Source organism: Cellulosimicrobium funkei (assembly GCF_900155925.1).
In the GTDB taxonomy this organism is placed as follows: domain Bacteria; phylum Actinomycetota; class Actinomycetes; order Actinomycetales; family Cellulomonadaceae; genus Cellulosimicrobium; species Cellulosimicrobium funkei.
This window is the reverse complement of sequence record NZ_FTMI01000005.1, coordinates 14613-31496: the sequence shown is the minus strand read 5'-3', so window position 1 is coordinate 31496 and position 16884 is coordinate 14613. Positions and strand designations below refer to the sequence as shown.

Sequence of the window (16884 nt, the reverse complement as noted above, 5' to 3'; positions counted from 1 at the left end):
CGGGCCAGGCTAACGCTCGTCGCCCGGTGTGCGGGGGAGGGTCTCGAGGAGCGTGAGGAGCGCCGCGCGCAGGGCGGCGATTTGCTCGTCGTCGAGGCCGCGGGTCGCGAGGTCCTCCGCGGGGCGGCGGCGCGCCGCCGCGAGCCCGGCCGCGCGGCCGGCGTCGGTGATGGCCACGGCCCGACGGCGGCGGTCGGCCGGGTCGTCGGTGCGCGTCACGTAGCCGGCCCGCTCGAGCCGCGCCACGATCCGGCTCATGGTCTGCTCGGTGACGCCCGACTCGTCCGCGAGGACGCGCTGGGACCGAGGCCCGGACAGCAGGTGCATGAGCACGGGGAAGCCGGCGTGGTTGAGGTCCCACTGCCCGAGGTGGGCGTTCCACTCCCGTTCGATCCGGCGCGCGACGGCGAAGAGCAGCCGGCCGGTGGCCCACTCCTGGGGGTCGCCGGGGGTGGGGTCGCCGACGTCCGGGTCGACGTGCGGCCCGGTGCGGTCCCTCGGTGCAAGCTCCAACGTGCATTCCTCCCTCCACCATGGCACCATTCCTCAGCATGCTGAGCAATCGGACGGGCGGGTTCCTCCGCGGACTGATCATTGTCGCAGTCATCGGTCTCTGGATGGCCATCGGCGCACTGGGTGGTCAGGCGCAGGGTCGTCTGAGCAGCGTGCAGACCAACGACGCCGCGGCGTTCCTGCCGGCGAGCGCCGAGTCGACGCGCGCCGCCGAGGTCGCGCAGGAGTTCACCGACTCCGAGACGCTGCCCGCGCTCGTCGTCGCGACGACTGGCGATGGGAGCGCGCTCACTCCCGACGACCTCACGGCGCTCGACGCCTACGCGCAAGCCGTCCCCGCCGCGCCGCTCGAGGGGACCTCGGGCGACGAGCCCGCGACCGTGGGCGACGTCTCGATCGCCGACCCGGTCCTCGTGCCGTCCGAGGACGGGGAGGCCGCGCTCGTCGTCGTCTCGCTCGACGCGTCCGTCGCGTCGGACCGTATCGGGGCGGACGAGAGCAGCGTGAGCGAGCTCGCCGTCGGCGCGCTGCGCGACCTCGCCGCCGCGGACGCGGCCGACGGCGGCCTCGCCGGCACGTCGCTCGACGTGTGGGTCACCGGCCCCGCCGGGTTCGTCGCCGACCTCGTCACGGCCTTCGGCGGGATCGACACCGTGCTGCTGCTCGTCGCGCTCGGTGCGGTGCTCGTCATCCTCGCGGTCGTCTACCGCTCGCCGATCCTGCCGTTCATCGTCATCCTCACGGCCGTGCTCGCGCTGACGCTCGCCGGTCTCGTCGTCTACGAGCTCGCGGCGGCGGACGTCCTGACGCTCAACGGGCAGTCCCAGGGCATCCTCTCGATCCTCGTCGTCGGGGCCGCGGTCGACTACTCGTTGCTCGTGGTGGCCCGCTACCGCGAAGAGCTGCGCCTCGTCCGGTCGACGGCGACGGCGCTGCGTCGTGCCGTGCGGGCCTCGGTCGAGCCGATCGCGGCGAGCGCCGGCACCGTCATCGCGGGTCTGCTCTGCCTGCTCCTGTCCGACCTGTCGTCCAACCGCAGCCTCGGCCCCGTCGCGGCGATCGGCATCGCCGCGGCGTTCGTCGCCGCGCTCACGCTCCTGCCGGCGCTCCTGCTCGTCGCGGGGCAGCGGTCCCGCGCGCTGTTCTGGCCGCGCATGCCGCGGTACGACGCCGACCACGCGGCCCACGAGGCCGCCGTCGCCCAGGCGTCGCCCGAGAACGAGAACAGCGTGAGCATCGACGGGCACGGCGTGTGGTCGCGCGTCGCGAGCTTCGTCGGGCGCCACGACCGGCGCGTGTGGATCGTCACGGCGCTCGTGCTGGCCGCGTGCGCGGCGTTCGTGCCGACGCTCGACGCCGAGGGGACCGGCGACTCGGAGGTCTTCCTCGCGGACGTCGACTCCGTCGCGGGCGAGGAGGCGCTCACGGCGCACTTCGAGGGCGTGTCCGCGCAGCCGGCGACCGTCATCGCGCCCGAGGCGGACCTCGACGCCGTCGTCACGGCGGCCGAGAGCACGGACGGCGTCGCCGCGGCGACCCCCGTCACCGACCAGCCCGCCGTCGCCCCCGGGGCGCCCGCGCAGGGCGACCCGCTCGTCGTCGACGGGCAGGTGCGCGTCGACGTCACGACCGAGGCGCCGTCCGACAGCCAGGAGGCCGTGGAGACGGTCTCGGCGCTGCGCGAGGCCGTGCACGAGGTCTCGCCCGAGGCCGTCGTCGGCGGTGCCGCGGCCGAGCGCCTGGACACCCAGCTCGCGGGGCAGCGCGACCTGCGGGTCATCGTGCCCGTCGTGCTGGTCGTGATCCTGCTGATCCTCATCCTGCTGCTGCGGTCCGTGCTCGCGCCCGTGCTGCTCATGCTCGCGAACGTGCTCTCGTTCGGGGCCGCCCTCGGCGTCGCCGCGATCGTCTTCAACCACGTGCTCGACTTCCCCGGCGCAGACCCGGCCGTCCCGCTCTACGCGTTCTGCTTCCTCGTCGCGCTGGGCGTGGACTACTCGATCTTCCTCATGACCCGGGTGCGCGAGGAGAGCCTGCGCGTCGGGACGCGGCGCGGCGTGCTGCGCGGCCTCGCGGTCACGGGGTCGGTCATCACGTCCGCGGGCGTCGTGCTCGCGGCCACGTTCGCCGCGCTCGGGATCATCCCGCTGCTCTTCCTCGCCCAGCTCGCGTTCATCGTCGCGTTCGGCGTCCTCGTCGACACCCTCGTGGTGCGGTCGCTCCTCGTGCCTGCCCTCGTGCACGACGTCGGGCGTCGCGCCTGGTGGCCGAGCGCCCTCGGGCGCCTGGACCGCGGACCGGCGGAACCGGCTCAGCCCGCCGGCAGCGGCTCGGCCGGGCAGTCCGCCAGCACGCGCGCCATCGCCTCGGACTCCGACGGCGTGACCGAGAGCTCGTAGGCCGCCTTCACGGCGATCTGCCGGGCGACGTACGGGCACCGGAACGCGTGGTTCGGGGGCAGCCACGCCGACGCGTCGCGCGCGCCCTTCGACTGGTTCGCCGGGCCGTCGGACGCGAGCAGGTTGAGGGGGTCGTTCGCGAACTGCCGGCGCGTCTCGTCGTCCCAGGCGCGAGCGCCCTTGCGCCACGCGTCGAGAAGCGGCACGACGTGGTCGATCTGGACCGCCGCGCTCGTGGTGTTGCCGCGGCGGAAGTCGATCGTCTCGCCCGTGTACGGGTCGTGGAAGGTCCCGGTCCGGACCTCGCAGACGTCGCCGCGGGTCGAGAAGGTCAGGTCCGTGAGGTCGCGCGCGAGGATGTCGTTGCGGGTGTCGCACCCGTTGCCGTCGACGTCGGCCCACGCCGGACCGAACAGCGCGCGCTCGTAGCCGGTGTCCGGGCCGGGGCCCTTGACCTCGAGGCCGGCGAGGGCCTCGAGCGCGCTCCCGGCGACCGGCTCCGGGTCGGTGTCCGCCGCGACGGACCGCTGGTTGATGACGTTCGCGACGACGATCGCGATCGCCAGGGCGATGAGGACGTAGCGCAGGACGCTCCGACGAGGGACCTGGCGGCTCGTGGTGCTCAAGGGTCGACCTTCCCGAAACCGATTCTCGGCCCGACCCCCGCGAGACGGTACGCAGCGCTCCATATCGGACCAACGCGCACATTCTGCCAGGTCGCCCGGAGTGCTCCGGGCCGCGCCCGACGTGCCCCGCGCACCCCCGGCGCCCGGCCGCGACGCGGCTAGATTGGTCGGCATGGACACCGCCGCACGCACGCTCAGGGTCGGGATCGTCGGGTACGGAGGGGCCGGCCGCGGCATCCACGCACGTCTCGTGCGCGAGGCCGGGCACACCGTCACGGCCGTCGTCGTGCGCTCGCCGGAGCGACGCGCCGCCGCCGCCGAGGACTGGCCCGGCGTGCACCTGCACGACGACGTCGAGGCGCTCCTCGCCGACCGCGCGGCCTACGACGTCGTGGTCGTGGCCAGCCCGTCCGCGCTCCACGCGGACCACGCGACGGCGCTCGTGCGCGCAGGCGTCCCCGTCGTGGTGGACAAGCCGCTCGCCCTGGGCGCCACGGCCTCGCGCGCCGTCGTCGACGCCGCCGAGGAGGCGGGGACGCCGCTCACCGTCTTCCAGAACCGCCGGTGGGACCCGGAGCAGCTCACGCTGCGGTCCGTGCTCGACCGCGGCGACCTCGGCCGGGTCCACACGTTCGAGCGCCGCTGGGAGCGCTGGCGTCCCGTGCCGCAGCAGCGCTGGAAGGAGAACGACCTCGTCGGGGGCGGCCTGCTCCTCGACCTCGGGCCGCACCTCGTCGACTCCGCCACGCAGCTCTTCGGTCCCGTCACCGGCGTGTGGGCCGAGCTCCGCTCGCACACGACCCCCACCGAGGACGACGTGTTCCTCGTGCTCCACCACGCCCCGGACGCCGACGGGAACGCCGTCGTGAGCCGCCTCTGGGCGGGGTCCGTCGTCGGCGCGCCCGGCCCGCGCACGCGCGTCCTCGGCACGGGCGGGGCGTACGTCGTCACGACGTTCGAGAACGACGCGTCGCCCTTCGAGGTGTTCGACGACGCCGCGCCCGCGGGCACCCTCGGCTGGGTCACGCGCGGTCGCGAGCGCGAGCCCGTGCCGCAGGCCCCCGGCGGGCACGCGGACTTCTACCGCGCGGTCGCCGCGTGGTTGCTCGACGACGGCCCCGTGCCGGTCGACCCGCGCGACGCCGTCCGCACGGCCGAGGTGCTCGACGCCGCGCGCCGCAGCGCGCGGGAGGGTCGCCTGCTCGACGTGTGACGGGGTGCCCGGCCCGGACCCGGCCCGGGGCAGACTCGTCCTGTGGACGACGGCTCGCGCGGGCGTGTCGTGCGGTGGGATGGGGGCATGCCGTCGTCGTCCCGCCGCCCGCGCCCGCCCGGGCCGTCCGTCGCCGACCTCGCGCCGGCGCTCGCGGCGGCGGGTTGGTCGCTGCGGCGGGAGCCGGGTGCGGTCGGCGGGGTGGTCGCGCGCGACGCCGCCGGCACGGTGTGCGAGGTCGCGCTGCTCACGGCGCCCGCGGACCCGAGGGCGCGGGCCGCGCTCGTCGAGCACCTGCGCGGGCTCGGCGGGGAGCACGAGCACCTCGCGGCGGTGCGCGGCGTCGTGGCGGCGGACGGGTCGTCGCTCGCCGTCCTCGTCGACCACGTCGGCGGGCTGCGCCTCGACGAGCTCGCCGCCGCGCGCGAGCCGCTCCGCGCCGGGGAGGCGGTGACGGTCCTCGTCCCGGTCGCCCAGGCGCTGACGGCGCTCCACCGCGAGGGTCGCAGCCACGGCGCCCTGGACGCCGCGTCGGTCGTCGTCGCCCCGGACGGCCGGACGGTGCTGCGCCCGCCGCTGGCGCCCACGACGGCGTCGAGCGCCGACGACGTCCGCGACCTCGCCCGCACGGTCCTCGGTCTCGTCCCTCCGCCCGCGTCGAGCCACCCCGCGCACGCGGCGCCGCCCGACCCCGACGAGGCGCGGGCCCTCGCTGCGCTGCACGCGGAGCTCGCCGTCGCGCTCCGTGACGAGCCGGCCGCCCGTCCCGCCGTCGGGACGTTCGCCGCGCGCTGCTACGACGCCGTCGAGCCGCAGCCGATCGTCATGCCGGACCCCGCGCGCCTCGTCGCCGGCGCCCTGGCGGGTCAGCGGGCTACCCGCCCAGCGGTGCCGGGGCGGCGAGCGGCCCGCGACGACGTGGCCGCGGCGCCCGGCCGCCGTGGGGTGCGTAGACCGCGCGGGGTCCCAGGGCGGTCGGCGCGAACGTCCGGCCTTGCGCGCGGGACGACGGCCGGTGCGCACGCCCGCCGGCCGGACCGGCGGCGCCTCCGGTGGCCCGGCCGCACGACGACGGCCCTCTTCACGTGCGCGGGGCTCGTCGTCGCGGTGGTCGTCGCGCTCGCGCTCGGCTCGCCGTGGCCCTCGCCCCTGCGCGACGACGGCCCCGCGACCACCCGCACGGCGTCGGCCGCGGATCCGGCGACCGACCCCACGCTCGACCGGGCCGACCCGCTCGGTGCGGCGCGCACCCTCACCGCGCGGCGGCTGGAGCTCCTCGCGGACGGTGCGGGGGACCTGTCCGCGGTGGTGGTCGACGGTTCGGCCGCCGAGGCGCGCGACGCCGAGCTGCTCGCCGCGCTCGACGGCGTCGACGTCGTCGGGGCACGGGCCGAGGTCTTCGACGCCCGGCACGCCGAGCCCCGGCCGCCGGATGTCGACGAGGGGCACGGGGCCGAGGCTGCGACGGTGGCCGTGGACTACGCGGTGTCGGCCCACCACCAGCGCACGGCCGCGGGCGAGGTGGAGGTGCCCGCCACGCCGCGGACCACGGTCGTGCTGGTGCTGCGGTGGACGGACGCGGGGTGGCGCGTCGCCGAGGCGCGGTGACCTCGCTCGCGCCGCAGGGTGAGCGAGCCGTCGACGAGCGCGACGGGGCCCGTCCGCGGGGAGGCCCGGCTGTGAGGACCGCCGGTCAGCGGCTCTCGACGACCTCGCGCGCGGCGTCCTCCAGGACGGGGTCGGACCACGTGAACCCGCTCGCCTCGAGGACGGTGGGCAGGGCGCGCTGGGAGCCGAGGATGTCGGACGCGAGCTCGCCGAGCGCGACGTGCAAGGCGAACGACGGCACCGCGAGCACGGCAGGACGGTGCAGCGCCCGCGCGAGCGCCCGGGTGATCTCGGCGTTGGTCGCCGGGTGCGGGGCGGACAGGTTGACGGGGCCGTGCACGGGCGCGGTGAGGAGGTGCTGCAGCGCGGCGACCTCGTCGCGCAGCGTGATCCAGCTCCAGTACTGCGTCCCGGGGCCGAGGCGCCCGCCCACGCCGAGCCGAAGGAGGGGCAGCAGCCGGCCGAGCGCGCCGCCGTCGGGGGAGAGGACGATGCCGGTGCGGCCGTGCACGACGCGGACCCCCGCCTGCTCCGCGGGAGCGGTCGCGGCCTCCCACTCGCGGACCAGCCGCGCGAGGAAGCCGTCTCCCGACGCGGACGTCTCCGTGAGCACCTGGGAGCCCCGGTCGCCGTAGTACCCGATGGCGGAGCCCTGGAGCCAGACCGGCGGCGGCGAGTCGAGGCCGGCGATCGTGCGGGCGAGCAGCCCGGTGGTGCGCGTGCGGGACGTGACGAGCGTCCGCTTGTACGCCGTCGTCCAGCGGTGGTCGCCGATGCCCGCTCCGGCGAGGTTGACGACGGCGTCTGCCCCCGCGAGCACGCCCGGGTCCAGCCGGCCGGAGTCGGGGTCCCACTCGTGCTCGTCCGAGGTCTGCGGTGCGCGGCGCACGAGGCGGCGCACGTGATGACCGTCCGCGCGCAGACGTTCGAGCAGCTCGGTGCCGATGAGCCCGTGCGAGCCCGCCACGACGATGTCCATGGGGACACGCTACGGGTCTGCGGCGGACTCGGCACGGTCCGCGGGACGCATCCGCGGCCGGGAGGGAGGGACGAGCGAGGGCCCCGACCGGCGTGCGGTCGGGGCCCTCGTCAGCGTCGCGCCGGAGCAGGCCGGCGCGGTCCGCGGCGGGTGCCGCGGAGCGGGTCCGTCAGAGGCCGACCTCGGCCTCGAACGCGCCCTCCTCGATGCGGTTCTTGATGGTGGTGAGGAAGCGCGCGGCGTCCGCACCGTCGACCAGGCGGTGGTCGTAGGACAGGAAGATGAAGCACGTCGAGCGGATGCCGATCGTGTCGTTCCCGTCCACGTCCGTCACCACGACGGGGCGCTTCGTGATCGTGCCCGTGCCGAGGATCGCGACCTGGCCGACCGGGACGATCGGCGTGTCGAAGACGGCGCCGCCCGAGCCGGTGTTCGTGATCGTGAACGTGGCGCCCGCGAGCTCGTCCGGACCGACCTTGTTGGCACGCGTGCGCGCGCCGAGGTCGGCGATCTTGCGCGCGATGCCGGCGAGGTTGAGGTCGCCCGCGTCCTTGATGACGGGGACCACGAGGCCGCGCTCGGTGTCGACCGCGATGCCCACGTTCTCCTGGCCGTGGTAGGTGATCTCGTCCTCGGCGAAGGTCGCGTTGATCTTCGGGTAGGCCTTGAGCGCCTCGACCGCGGCGAGCGTGAAGAACGGCAGGAACGTGAGGTTCGCGCCCTCGCGTGCCTTGAAGTCCGCCTTGGCGCGGTTGCGCAGGGCGGCGACGCGCGTGACGTCGACCTCGACCGCCGTCGTGAGCTGGGCCTGCGTGCTCAGCGCCTCGACCATGCGGCTGGCGACCAGCTTGCGCAGGCGGCTCGTCTTCTCGGTCGTGCCGCGCAGGGGGGAGACCGCCGGGACCGACGCCTTCTTCGGGGCGCCACCGGCCGCGGGGGCGGCCGGTGCGGCAGCGGCGGGCGCCGCCTTGGCCTCCTCGGCCTTGCGGGCTGCCTCGAGCACGTCCTCCTTGCGGATGCGGCCGCCGACGCCCGTGCCCGTGAGGGACGAGAGGTCGACGCCCTTGTCCGCGGCGAGCTTGCGCACGAGCGGCGTGAGGTACGTGCCACCGGCCTTGGCGGCGGGGGCCGGGGTCGCGCCAGGAGCCGACGGCGCGGCCGGCTTCTCCGCGGCGGGAGCGGGGGCGCTCGTCGCGGGGGCGGGCGTCTCCTCCTGCGCGGCCTGCGCGGGCACGTCCGCCTCGCTCGCCGGGGTGCGCGCCTCGGTCGGCGCCTCCTCCTGCTTCGGGGCCTCCTGCGCGGGCTGCTCGGCCGGAGCGGCGGGGGCCGCGGCCGGGGCGGCACCGGAGCCGACGATCGCGAGCACGGCGCCGACCTCGACCGTCTCGTCCTCCTGGACGAGGATCTGCTGGACGGTGCCCGCGACGGGCGAGGGGACCTCGGTGTCGACCTTGTCGGTCGAGACCTCGAGCAGCGGCTCGTCGACCTCGACGGTGTCGCCGACCGACTTGAGCCACCGCGTGACGGTGCCCTCGGTGACGGACTCGCCGAGCGCCGGGAGCTTGATCTCCTCGCCGCCACCGGCGGAGTCGCCGGACGGCGCGGGCTGCTCGGCGGGCGCGGGGGCGGCGGGCGCCTCCTGGGCGGCCGGCTGCTCCGGCTCCGGCGCGGCCTGCGGGGCCGGAGCCTCGGTCTCGGCCTCGGCGGGGGCCGGCGCGGAGCCGCCACCGCCCGAGCCGTCGCCGATCACGGCGAGGTTCGCGCCGACCTCGACGGTCTCGTCCTCCTGGACGAGGATCTGCTCGAGCGTGCCCGCGACGGGCGACGGGATCTCGGTGTCGACCTTGTCGGTCGAGACCTCGAGCAGCGGCTCGTCGACGGCGACGGTGTCGCCGACCGACTTGAGCCAACGGGTGACGGTGCCTTCGGTGACGGACTCGCCGAGGGCCGGCATCTGCACGTTCTCAGACATGACCTGCCTGGTCTCCTTCGATCGTTGGGGTCAGTTGTGGGCGTGCAGAGGCTTGCCGGCCAGGGCCAGGTGCGCCTCTCCGAGTGCCTCGTTCTGGGTGGGGTGGGCGTGGACCAGGGCGGCGACGTCCTCGGGGTACGCCTCCCAGCCCACGATCAGCTGGCCCTCGCCGACGAGCTCGCCGACGCGGGCGCCGATCATGTGCACGCCGACGACGGGACCGTCCTTGCGGCGCACGAGCTTGACGAAGCCGCTCGTCCCGAGGATCTTGCTCTTGCCGTTGCCGGCGAGGTTGTACTCGAGGGACTCGACCTGGTCGGCCCCCCACGTCTCGGCGGCGTCGGCCTCGGTGACGCCGACGGACGCGACCTCGGGCTCGCAGTACGTGACCCGGGGGATGGACGACTCGACGATCGGCGTCGGGTCGAGGCCCGCGATCTGCTCCGCGAGGAAGATGCCCTGCGCGAAGCCGCGGTGGGCGAGCTGGAGGCCGGGGACGATGTCGCCCGCGGCCCAGATGTTGCCGACGCCCGTGTGCAGGCGCTCGTCGACGATCACGAAGCCGCGGTCGAGCGTGAGGCCCTGCTCCTCGAACCCGAGGTCCGCGGTGCGCGGGCCGCGCCCGACGGCGACGAGCAGCAGCTCGGCCTCGAACGTCTTCCCGGACTCGAGGGTCACGGTGACCCCGGAGTCGGTCTCCTTGACGCCGGCGAACCGGTCGCCGAGCGAGAACGCGATGCCCCGCTTGCGGAACGCGCGCTCGAGCGCCTTCGACAGGGCCACGTCCTCGTTCGGCACGAGGTGGGGCAGCGCCTCGACGATCTGGACGTCGGCGCCGAACGACTTCCACACGCTCGCGAACTCGACGCCGATGACGCCGCCGCCGAGCACGACGACCGACTTCGGCACGCGGTCGAGCCGCAGCGCCTGGTCGGACGTGACGACCCGGCCCCCGATCTCGAGACCGGGCAGCGACCGGGCGTACGAGCCGGTGGCGAGCACGACGTGGCGGCCGGTGTAGCGGGTGCCGTCGACCTCGACCGTGTCCTGCGACACGAGGCGACCGTGGCCCTCGACGTACGTGATGCCGCGCGAGGAGACGAGTCCCTGGAGACCCTTGTACAGACCGGCGACGACGCCGTCCTTGTACGCGTTGACCCCCGCCATGTCGATGCCCTCGAGCGTGCTGCGCACGCCGAACTTCGCGCCCTCGCGGGCGCCGTCGGCGAGCTCGGCCGCGTGGAGCAGCGCCTTGGTGGGGATGCACCCGTTGTGCAGGCAGGTACCGCCGAGCCGGCCCGACTCGACGAGCGCGACGTCGAGACCGAGCTGGGCGGCACGCAGCGCGGTGGCGTAGCCGGCGCTGCCTCCGCCCAGGACGACGACGTCGAATGGTGTGCCGGGTTCGGCCACGTGCGACTCCTTCAGCGAGGGGAGAGCGAGAGCGGGCGTCCACGGCACGACGGCGGGCCGGACGGGAACCGCTGACCCACGGTGCGTGAACGTTCTCCGGGAGCCATCTTGGCACCTCGGGGACGGGCTCCCCAATCGAAACCTGGGCCGTACGGCTGTGACGCTGGAGACAGCGCGCCCACCGTATGACCAGGGTCACGCTGTACCCTGCCGCTGTGCCCCGGCTGCCCAAGCTGTCCAGCCTGTTCTCCCGCCGTCCCGCGACCACCTCGTCGCCGGGCGGCGCCGCGGCCGCGCCGTCGGACGCCCGCCGCGCGACGCTCGCACACCTGCAGGAGTTCGTGCGCACGCGCGTCGGCGTCGAGGCGTACGTCGAGCCGCCCACGCCGGACACGGGCGCGACGCTCCTGCTCATCGCGACGACGGGGGAGTGGACGCGGCGCCGCGTGCCTGACGAGAAGACGGCGTTCGACGTCGCCGGCTCGCTGGGCGTGCCCGTCTACAACGTCCGCTTCACCGGCTACCCGCAGCGCATGCGCGACTGGAACTCCAGCCAGCGGCAACGCCGGAGCTCCTGACCGGGCCGCCCGCCGGGCGAGCAGGCGGTCCTGGTCCGTCGGGGCGACCGGACGGACCAGGACCACCTGCTCGGCGGGGTCGGGTCAGCGGCGGGCGCGGCCTTCGACCAGGCCCAGCAGGGTGCGGACGGCGACGCCCGTGCCGCCGACCGGCGTGTACCCGTGCGCGGAGCCCTCGTTGAACGCGGGGCCGGCGATGTCGAGGTGGGCCCACGGCGTCTCGCCGACGAACTCCTGGAGGAACAGCCCGGCGACGAGCATCCCGCCGAACCGGTCGCCGATGTTGGCGAGGTCCGCGACCTTCGACTTCAGCGACGCGCCCAGCTCCTCGGGCAGCGGCATCGGCCAGAACTGCTCGCCCGCGGCGTCGGCCGCCGCGACGACCTCCGCGCGCACGTCGTCGGCGCCCATGACCGCCGAGACGCGGTTGCCGAGCGCGACCATCTGGGCGCCGGTGAGCGTCGCGACGTCGAGCACGACGTCGGGCTTCTCCTCGACCGCGGCGACGAGGCCGTCGGCCATGACGAGGCGGCCCTCGGCGTCGGTGTTGAGCACCTCGACCGTCTTGCCGCCCCGGATCGTGATGACGTCGGACGGGCGCTGCGCGGTGCCGGACGGCATGTTCTCCGCCAGGCACAGCCAGCCCGTGACCGCCACGGGCAGGCCCAGGCGCGCGGCGGCGACGACGGTCTGGAGCACCGCGGCGGCGCCGGCCATGTCGGACTTCATCGCCTCCATGCCCTTCGCGGGCTTGATGGAGATGCCGCCCGAGTCGAACGTGATGCCCTTGCCGACGAGCGCGACCTTCGCCGCAGGGCGCGACGGCGTGTAGGCGACCTTGACCAGGCGCGGCCCGCGCGCCGAGCCCTGGCCCACGCCGACCAGACCGCCGTACCCGCCCGCGGCGAGCGCCTTGTCGTCGAGCACGGTGACCTTGAGGCCCTTGGCGCCGGACTCCTTGACGGCCTGCTTCGCGACGTCGGCGAACGCGGCCGGGTACAGGTCGTTCGGCGCCGCGTTCACGAGGTCGCGCGTCGCGTTGACCGCGGCGGCGACGACCGTCGCGCGCTCGACGGCGGCCTTCGCGGCGGCGCTGCGCGCGTTCGCCGCGAGGATCTCGACGGTCGCGGGCGGACGGCTCCCGGCCGACGTCGCGGCCTCGCCCGTGCGGTAGCGCGCGAACGTGTAGGTGCCCAGGAGCGCGCCCTCGGCGACGGCGGCGAGCTGCGCGTCGTCCTCGACGGGCAGCGCGACGGCGACCGACGCGGTGCCGGCGAGCGCGCGCAGCGCGGCCCCCGCCGCACGGCGCAGCGCCTCGGCGCCGAACGTGCCGTCGGCCCGGCGGGCGCCGAGGCCCACGAGCACGAGCACGCCCGCCTTGAGGTCGGGACCGGCGGGGACCTTGCGGACCTCGTCGGCGGCGCCCGTGATGCCGAGCGCGGGTGCGAGGTCCTCGAGGGCGGCGACCACCGGACGGGGCAGGTCGCCCCCGACGATCGCGACGCCGTCGGACGTCGTGTGGGTGCCGACGACGAGCGCGTCGACCTTGGCACCGGCGGGATTCTTGCTGGAGACGGTCAGTTCAGCCACCCCGCGATGCTATCCCCGGCCGCCCGCGGGGTCCGCCGGGCCTGTGGACGATTCCCGCGGCGCCCACCGCCCCCGGTACGCTCGGCGGCGTGGTCCTCCCCCTCCTGCTCCTCGTGGTCGCGGCGTGCGTCGCGCTCGCCGCCTGGGCGGTCGTGTTCGTCGCGCGCGACCGCGCGGTGATCCTGCGCCAGCTGTGGGGCGCCGCGGTGATCGAGGGGCTGATCCTCGTGCAGGCGGTCGTGCTCGGGGTGCTCGGCGCGACCGGGACGGCGCCCACCGACCCGGTGCTGCTGTGGGGCTACCTCGTGACCGCACTCGTCATCCTGCCCGTCGCCGCGCTGTGGGCGTTCGCGGAGCGCTCGCGCTGGAGCTCCGTCGTGCTCGCGGTCGCCGCGCTCACGGTCGCGTTCCTCGAGTGGCGGCTGTGGCAGATCTGGAACGCCTGACCTGGAGGCCCTCGCCATGAGCGCACCTGCCGCCCCCGACGGGGCGGACCCGGCGGCGACGCCCGCAGCGGGCGGTCGCCCGGACCCCCGTTCGGGGCAGCGCCGCACCAACGGCGGCTTCGGCCGGGTGCTCGTCGCCGTCTACGGGATCTTCGCGCTCGCCGCGACGGCCCGCGCCGGGGTCCAGCTCCTGCGCGACTGGCACGAGGCGCCGCTCGCCTACGCGCTGTCGGCGCTCGCGGCGGCGGTCTACGTCGTCGCGACGATCGCCCTCGCGCGGGGCGGCCGCGTCGCGCGCCGCGTGGCGTGGCTCGCCGTGGGCGTCGAGCTCGTCGGCGTCCTGACCGTCGGCGCGTTCTCGCTCGCCGACCCCGAGGCCTTCCCGCGCGCGACCGTCTGGTCGGGCTTCGGCCAGGGCTACGGCTACGTCCCGCTCGTGCTGCCGTTCGTCGGGCTCTGGTGGCTCTGGCGCACCCGGCCCGCCGCGCCCGGCGTGACCACCCCGCCCCCCGCCGCCCCCACCACCCCCGTCACCGACGCCCCGGAGGACGCCGTATGACCCGCCGCCGACCGCTCCTCTACGGCCTCCTCTTCGACACCGTGTTCCGCCGGATGGACCCCGAGCGGGCGCACCACGTGGCGTTCGACCTCATCGGGTTCGCCGGGCGCGTGCCCGTGCTGCGCGACGTCGTCCAGGGGGCGCTCGCGCCCTACCTGGGCCGCGCGGCGGGGGGCCGGGGGAGCGTCGAGGTGCTCGGCAAGGTCTTCCCGGCGCCGTTCGGGCTCGCGGGCGGCTTCGACAAGGACGCCCGGGCGGTGCGCGGGCTGACGATGCTCGGCTTCGCGTTCGTCGAGATCGGCACCGTGACGGCGCACGCCCAGCCCGGCAACGAGCGGCCGCGCCTGTGGCGCGAGCTCGACGTCCAGGGCGTGCGCAACCGCATGGGGTTCAACAACGAGGGCGCCGCGGCGGCCGCGCGCCGGCTCGCGGCCCTGCGCTCGACGCGGGGCGGGCGTGCCGTGCTCGTCGGGGCGAACATCGGCAAGACGAAGGTCACGCCCGCCGAGGAGGCGGCCGCGGACTACGCGACGAGCGCGGGCCTGCTCGCGCCGTACGCGGACTACCTCGTGGTGAACGTGTCGTCCCCGAACACCCCGGGCCTGCGCGACCTCCAGGAGGTCGAGTCGCTGCGGCCGATCCTCGTGGCCGTGCGCGAGGCGGCCGACGCGGCCACGGCGGACGCGGGCGTCGGCCGGGTGCCGCTGCTCGTCAAGATCGCCCCGGACCTCGCGGACGAGGACGTCGACGCCGTCGCCGACCTCGTGGACGAGCTCGACCTCGACGGCGTCGTCGCCGTGAACACGACGATCGGGCACGACCGCGGGCCCGGCGGCCTCTCGGGCCCGCCCGTCCGCGCGCGTGGCCTGGCCGTCGTCGCGCGCCTGCGCGAGCGGCTCGGGCCGCAGCGCGCGATCATCGGCGTCGGGGGGATCACCACCGCGCACGACGCGCGCGACTACCTGCACGCGGGCGCGGACCTCGTGCAGGGGTACACCGGGTTCCTCTACCAGGGCCCGCTGTGGGCGGCGCGGATCAACCGCTCGCTCGCGCGGCACCCCGAGCCCGGCGCGCACGTGCGGGGCGCCGACGCGAAGGAGGCACGATGATCCGGCCGCAGTGGGTCTGGGAGCTCGACGACGCCGAGGGGCGCGCGCTCGCCTCGCCGGTGAGCCCCGTCTTCACGACGCAGTACGACGCCGAGCAGTGGCTCGGCGAGACCTGGCGGAGCCTCGCCGCGGAGGGCGCTGCCGCCGCCCGGCTCCTGCACGACGGCAGCCAGGCGACCGCGACGGTGGAGCTGCGCGTCCCCTGACCGGGTCGCCCGCCTCCTGACCTGGACGCATGGCCGGCTGGTCCGGCCCGGGCGACGCAGGCAACGCGGGCGCGCGAGCCCGTCGCGCGCCGTCGCCCCGGAGGACCGTCAGCCCGCGACCCGGGCCCACGCGGCGGCGAGCCGCGCCACGGCGTGCTCGAGCTGCTCGGGCGGTCGGGAGAACGTCAGGCGCAGCCGGTCGGCCGCGCTGCCGTCGGGCGTGAAGGTCGGGCCGGCATTGACGAGGACGCCCTCGGCCGCCGCGGCGGCGGCGAGCGCCTGCGCGACCGGCGCGCCCAGGTCGACCCACAGCGAGAGACCGCCCTCGGGCGCGTCCACGCGCCACTGCGGCAGCGCCCGGGCGAGCAGGCCGCACAGGAGGTCGCGCTGCGCGCGGAGCGTCCGACGGCGCTCGGCGAGGACCGCGGGGGCGTCGTCGAGCAGCTCGACGACGGTGAGCTGCTCCAGCACCGCGGTGGCGATGTCCGCCGACTGCCGCGTGCGCGCGAGGCGCGCGACGAGGTCCGGGTGGGCGCGGACCCAGCCGACCCGCAGCCCGCCCCAGAACGACTTGGACGCCGAGCCGACCGTGACGACGTACGGCGAGGTGCCGTCGCCCGCGAGCGGCTCCACGACCGGACCGGTGGCGTCCGGGTCGCCGTCGAGGTCGAGGTCGGTGAGCGTCTCGTCGCCGACCACGGTCACGCGGTGGCGGGCCGCGGCGTCGCGCACGCCCGCCCGCTCCTCGGGCGTGAGGGTGTAGGCGGTCGGGTTGTGGAAGTCGGGCACGAGGTAGACGAGCCGCGGCGCGACCTGGCGCAGCGTGGAGTCGAACAGGTCGACGTCGAACCCCGGCGCGTCGTGGTCGTCGCTGCCCCGCGCCCCGTGGCCTCCCCGGCCTACGGGGACGGGCACCAGCCGCGCGCCCGCCCGTCGCAGCGACTCCATCGCGTGGTAGTACGTGGGCGACTGCACGACGGCGCGGTCACCTGCCCCGAGGAGGGTGTCGGCGAGCGTGGTGATGGCGTGCTGGGCGCCCGTGGTGACGAGCACCTCGTCGGGCGTGGTGGGCGTGCCGCGGCGTGTGTGGTGGTCGGCGAGGGCCTCGCGGAGGACGCCGAGGCCGTACGGCTCGTAGCCGCCGCCGGACAGGTACTCGGGCAGCCGCTCCAGCGCGCGCGAGTAGGCGGCGTGCAGGCCGCTCGGCGCGGCGGAGGTCGCCTGCGACAGGTCGGCGAGGTCGATCGGCGCGGTGCGCGGCGCGGGCCCGGGCGGGGCGTCGCCGCCGGCCGCGCGGTCCGCGGGCCGGCGCGCGCTCGGGCGGGGGAGCACGACGACGGTGCCCGAGCCGGTGCGCGAGCGCGCGAACCCGAGCTCGCGCAGGCGCCCGTACGCGGCGGCGGTCGTGGTGCGCGAGACGCCGAGAGCGACGGCGAGGTCGCGCTCGGACGGCAGGCGCGTGTGCGGCGCGAGGGTTCCCGCGAGGACGGCGGCCCGCAGCGCGTCGGCGAGGGCGGTGTACGCGGGGCCGCCCGCGTGCCACCGGCCGAGCAGCCGCGCGGCAGCAGCGGGGGACAGGTGGCGGTGGACGTCGACCGTCCCGGCCGGGGCAAGGCTCATGGGGCCACTCTCTCGCGATTGGCTATGGATGTCGATGCCACTCGGCGGTCAGG

General features: G+C 76.0%; 15 protein-coding genes. 8 read left to right on the top strand and 7 right to left on the bottom strand.

The annotated features are described in order from the left end of the window. Nucleotides 1-9 precede the first annotated feature (9 nt). Nucleotides 10-513, bottom strand: a complete 504-nt coding sequence (locus BXA05_RS13375) for a MarR family winged helix-turn-helix transcriptional regulator (RefSeq protein WP_244550467.1) — start codon at nucleotides 511-513, stop codon at nucleotides 10-12. A 104-nt stretch (nucleotides 514-617) separates the two neighbouring features. On the opposite strand from BXA05_RS13375, the gene BXA05_RS13370 reads away from it, so the two are divergent. Continuing rightward, nucleotides 618-2912: an MMPL family transporter gene (locus BXA05_RS13370; protein WP_244550466.1), complete on the top strand. Its 2295-nt coding sequence runs from the start codon at nucleotides 618-620 to the stop codon at nucleotides 2910-2912. Here the strand turns inward: BXA05_RS13370 and BXA05_RS13365 are convergent. Further along, the gene (locus BXA05_RS13365; RefSeq protein WP_076405441.1) at nucleotides 2825-3538 is read right to left on the bottom strand and encodes an HNH endonuclease family protein; all 714 of its coding nucleotides are present in this window, start codon (nucleotides 3536-3538) and stop codon (nucleotides 2825-2827) included. The genes BXA05_RS13370 and BXA05_RS13365 overlap by 88 nt on opposite strands. A gap of 172 nt (nucleotides 3539-3710) precedes the next feature. Between BXA05_RS13365 and BXA05_RS13360 the strand changes: the two genes are divergently transcribed. Together BXA05_RS13360 and BXA05_RS13355 are read left to right on the top strand one after the other, a co-directional pair. Then, on the top strand, nucleotides 3711-4751 hold the full coding sequence (locus tag BXA05_RS13360) for a Gfo/Idh/MocA family protein (RefSeq protein ID WP_061269197.1): 1041 nt from the start codon (nucleotides 3711-3713) through the stop codon (nucleotides 4749-4751). Nucleotides 4752-4838: 87 nt separating this feature from the next. Further along, nucleotides 4839-6359, top strand: a complete 1521-nt coding sequence (locus tag BXA05_RS13355; protein ID WP_076405439.1) for a protein kinase family protein — start codon at nucleotides 4839-4841, stop codon at nucleotides 6357-6359. Nucleotides 6360-6444: 85 nt separating this feature from the next. Here BXA05_RS13355 and BXA05_RS13350 read toward each other — a convergent pair whose 3' ends face one another. From BXA05_RS13350 to lpdA, 3 genes are all read right to left on the bottom strand, one after another. After that, nucleotides 6445-7338, bottom strand: coding sequence for a TIGR01777 family oxidoreductase (locus BXA05_RS13350; RefSeq protein ID WP_076405437.1), 894 nt, complete (start codon nucleotides 7336-7338; stop codon nucleotides 6445-6447). Nucleotides 7339-7507: 169 nt separating this feature from the next. Further along, nucleotides 7508-9310, bottom strand: a complete 1803-nt coding sequence (gene sucB, locus BXA05_RS13345; RefSeq protein ID WP_076405435.1) for a 2-oxoglutarate dehydrogenase, E2 component, dihydrolipoamide succinyltransferase — start codon at nucleotides 9308-9310, stop codon at nucleotides 7508-7510. Nucleotides 9311-9340: 30 nt separating this feature from the next. After that, nucleotides 9341-10723 (bottom strand): dihydrolipoyl dehydrogenase, encoded by a 1383-nt coding sequence (lpdA, locus tag BXA05_RS13340; RefSeq protein ID WP_061269200.1) that lies wholly within the window; start codon nucleotides 10721-10723, stop codon nucleotides 9341-9343. 215 nt (nucleotides 10724-10938) lie between these two features. On the opposite strand from lpdA, the gene BXA05_RS13335 reads away from it, so the two are divergent. Then, nucleotides 10939-11301, top strand: a complete 363-nt coding sequence (locus tag BXA05_RS13335; RefSeq protein WP_372490632.1) for an oxidoreductase — start codon at nucleotides 10939-10941, stop codon at nucleotides 11299-11301. 84 nt (nucleotides 11302-11385) lie between these two features. Here BXA05_RS13335 and BXA05_RS13330 read toward each other — a convergent pair whose 3' ends face one another. Further along, a complete protein-coding gene (locus tag BXA05_RS13330) occupies nucleotides 11386-12891 on the bottom strand; it encodes a leucyl aminopeptidase (RefSeq protein WP_034652934.1) in 1506 nt (501 codons plus the stop codon). 89 nt (nucleotides 12892-12980) lie between these two features. On the opposite strand from BXA05_RS13330, the gene BXA05_RS13325 reads away from it, so the two are divergent. The 4 genes from BXA05_RS13325 to BXA05_RS13310 are packed head-to-tail and all read left to right on the top strand — an operon-like array spanning nucleotide 12981 to nucleotide 15211. After that, entirely contained in the window at nucleotides 12981-13337 is a 357-nt protein-coding gene (locus BXA05_RS13325) for a hypothetical protein (protein WP_034652936.1), read from the top strand. Between the two features lie 16 nt (nucleotides 13338-13353). Then, nucleotides 13354-13896 (top strand): hypothetical protein, encoded by a 543-nt coding sequence (locus tag BXA05_RS19760; protein ID WP_083711885.1) that lies wholly within the window; start codon nucleotides 13354-13356, stop codon nucleotides 13894-13896. Then, complete coding sequence (locus tag BXA05_RS13315) at nucleotides 13893-15005, top strand: quinone-dependent dihydroorotate dehydrogenase (RefSeq protein ID WP_051028503.1); 1113 nt, start codon at nucleotides 13893-13895, stop codon at nucleotides 15003-15005. The genes BXA05_RS19760 and BXA05_RS13315 overlap by 4 nt, the downstream gene beginning before the upstream one ends. After that, on the top strand, nucleotides 15002-15211 hold the full coding sequence (locus BXA05_RS13310; protein ID WP_076405433.1) for a hypothetical protein: 210 nt from the start codon (nucleotides 15002-15004) through the stop codon (nucleotides 15209-15211). The genes BXA05_RS13315 and BXA05_RS13310 overlap by 4 nt, the downstream gene beginning before the upstream one ends. Before the next feature lie 108 nt (nucleotides 15212-15319). On the opposite strand, the gene yczR is transcribed toward BXA05_RS13310, so the two are convergent. Continuing rightward, a complete protein-coding gene (yczR, locus tag BXA05_RS13305; RefSeq protein ID WP_083711884.1) occupies nucleotides 15320-16831 on the bottom strand; it encodes a MocR-like transcription factor YczR in 1512 nt (503 codons plus the stop codon). Nucleotides 16832-16884: the final 53 nt, after the last annotated feature.